This is a genomic window from Roseateles sp. P5_B10, from assembly GCF_056400485.1.
In genome coordinates, this window is the sequence record NZ_JBFULE010000935.1 from 1 (window position 1) to 1,897 (window position 1,897).

The 1,897-nt window shown below is 66.6% G+C and carries 3 protein-coding genes; 2 read left to right on the top strand and 1 reads right to left on the bottom strand.

Annotation, left to right across the window (positions count from 1 at the left end; translation table 11 throughout):
* Both AC1DU6_RS29430 and AC1DU6_RS29435 read left to right on the top strand, forming a co-directional pair.
* Positions 1-315: DoxX family protein (locus tag AC1DU6_RS29430; RefSeq protein WP_477861529.1), on the top strand; the 315-nt coding region annotated here is incomplete at its 5' end.
* Positions 316-410: 95 nt separating this feature from the next.
* On the top strand, positions 411-1,691 hold the full coding sequence (locus tag AC1DU6_RS29435) for a response regulator (protein WP_477861531.1): 1,281 nt from the start codon (positions 411-413) through the stop codon (positions 1,689-1,691).
* Positions 1,692-1,709: 18 nt separating this feature from the next.
* Here the strand turns inward: AC1DU6_RS29435 and AC1DU6_RS29440 are convergent.
* On the bottom strand, positions 1,710-1,897 hold a 188-nt coding region (locus AC1DU6_RS29440; protein ID WP_477861533.1), incomplete at its 5' end, for an energy transducer TonB.

Consider the following 1,897-nt stretch of genomic DNA (forward strand, 5'->3'; position numbering starts at 1 on the left):
ACGCTGGCCTTGTTCAACGACTACTACCAGGTGCCACTGCTGCCTCCGGCGCTCGCGGCCTATATGGGCACCGCGGGCGAGCTGGTCATCCCGGTGCTGCTGGTGCTCGGCCTGGCGGGTCGCTTCGCCGGTGTGAGCCTCTTCGTCGTCAACCTGATGGCGGCGCTTTCACTGCCGGCGGAGGACTTGTCGGCCGCCGGTGAGGCACAGCACATCCTGTGGGGCATGCTGGCCCTGGCCATCGCGCTGTGGGGTGCGGGGCGCTGGTCCGTCGATCGCATGGTGCTGAACCCGGCGGCTGGCCGCGCGCATTGACACAAGGCATCCGTGTGTAAGCAGCGGCCACAATTGGAAACCATCTGGCAGCTGGGTTTGCCCTAGTCTCGCGGACAGTTAGCAAGAGTCCGCCGATGGAGTTTTCAGAGCTGTTCACCCAGAGCGCGCGCGACGTGCTGCCCCACGCCAGAAAGAAGGGGCTTGTCACCTACTTCGACTATCACGGGCCCCGCCTCGAGCTTCACGATCCTGGGCCCTACCTGCGTGCCGGCATCCACCGGATATTGCTGGGCATCGTCGACTGCTTTGAGTCGGGTTTCGTTATGTTCACCGCGGTGGTCGAGCCGCCGGTCTTCGGCCGAAGCAGCATCGTCATCCACGCCGCTGGCACTGGCGCGAGTTGCCCATCCGATGTCATGGGCGTGCTGCAGCGCCTGCAGTTGGTTGCCGAGGATACCGATGTGGCCCAAGGGCTGATTGCGCGAGCGCAAGCGCCTTGTCCGGCCACCGCCGGCTCGGTCCAGTTCGTCGACGCGGGGCTTGACGGCCTGGTCATCTCACTGAGCGGCGAAGTTGTCGCGGAAGAGGTGGTGTTCGAGCACTCACCCAACGCCACCGGCTCGGTGGCATGGCTGGTCAGCCCTCCGCCCGGCGCGCTGGACTCGGTCGAGACGAGGCTGCGGCACCTGGGCTGGCACGTGGTGTCGTTCGAGCGGATCGAGGAGGCCGCGGCGGCGATATCCGCTGCTGCGGCACCGATGTTGATGATCGTCGCGGAGAACAGCGGCCAGGAACTGGCCCAGCTCGAACAGATCGCCCAGGCCTTGCCCAGCCTGTGGACGGTGCTCGCCGTGGTCTCTGGCTCCGACACGCTGCGCTTTCGGCGCCAGTGCTCGGTCGACATCCGGGTGCTTCCGCTCAGCCCGCTGGAACTGGAGCGCTTCACCGCGCATGTCGATACCCGGACTTCGACGGCCCTGTCGCGGCTGACGTCGCCCACGCCGCTGTACGTGCAGGAGAGCCGCCGTGTGCTCGTCGTGGACGACAACGTCGTGAACCAGATCGTCGCGCGGGGCCAGCTCGAGGCCTTGGGCTACGAAGTGGTGGTGGCCGGCGACGGCATCGAGGCACTCGACTCCTGCTGTGACGAGCCGCCAGACATGGTGCTGATGGACGTGGACATGCCGGTCATGGACGGACTGGAAGCCAGCGAGCATCTGAGGTCCTTGCAGCGCGTCGGCAACCTGCCGCCATTCCCCATCATTGCCGCCACTGCCGGCGACACGGATCTGCGGCGCAACGCATGCCTGAAAGCCGGTATGGACGGCTACCTCAGCAAACCCATGGACCTTCAGGCATTGGCCGACGAGTTGCACCGAGTGCTGCCTGGGCGGCCGATCTCCTTGGAGCTTTGAAGCCTCAGGCCGTCAGGACTATTCGCGCGGGCGGAAGGTGAGGATCAGCACTGGTGGCACGCGGCCGTCGACGTCGCGCGGCAGGGTCTCGGCCTTCTCGATGGCGCGCAGCACGGCACGATCCCAGTCGGGGTCGGGACTGGCCTTGAGCACCTTGCTGCCAAGAATGCGGCCGTCGGGGCCCAGCGTCACCTGCACCTCGGCGG